Raw genomic sequence first — 266 nt, forward strand, 5'->3', positions numbered from 1 at the left:
GTGCCCGGTTTTTTTATGCCAAGCTCTTGCAAATCGAAGGTAGTCTGCTCGCTCTGGATACAACCGGCTTAGCGCAAGCGACGTGGGTTTTGCTCGGCTTTAAGGAGGGTGATCCGGTGGAGGTAACCCACCCGCCTGCATTAACATCGCTCTCCCATATTCGCAGCCGTATTTACGGCAACCGTTTCGACTATAACGGGCTCAGCGCTATAATTGATGATGTGGTTGCACGTCGTTATACGGATGTGCATCTGGCCGCATTTCTC

General features: G+C 52.3%; 1 pseudogene. It reads left to right on the forward strand.

The features are described 5' to 3' along the window. Positions 1-266 (forward strand): annotated as a pseudogene (locus tag HBA93_RS21500) (thymidine phosphorylase); the annotation flags it as partial.

This window comes from Ochrobactrum sp. SFR4, from assembly GCF_019730395.1.
In the GTDB taxonomy this organism is placed as follows: domain Bacteria; phylum Pseudomonadota; class Alphaproteobacteria; order Rhizobiales; family Rhizobiaceae; genus Pseudochrobactrum.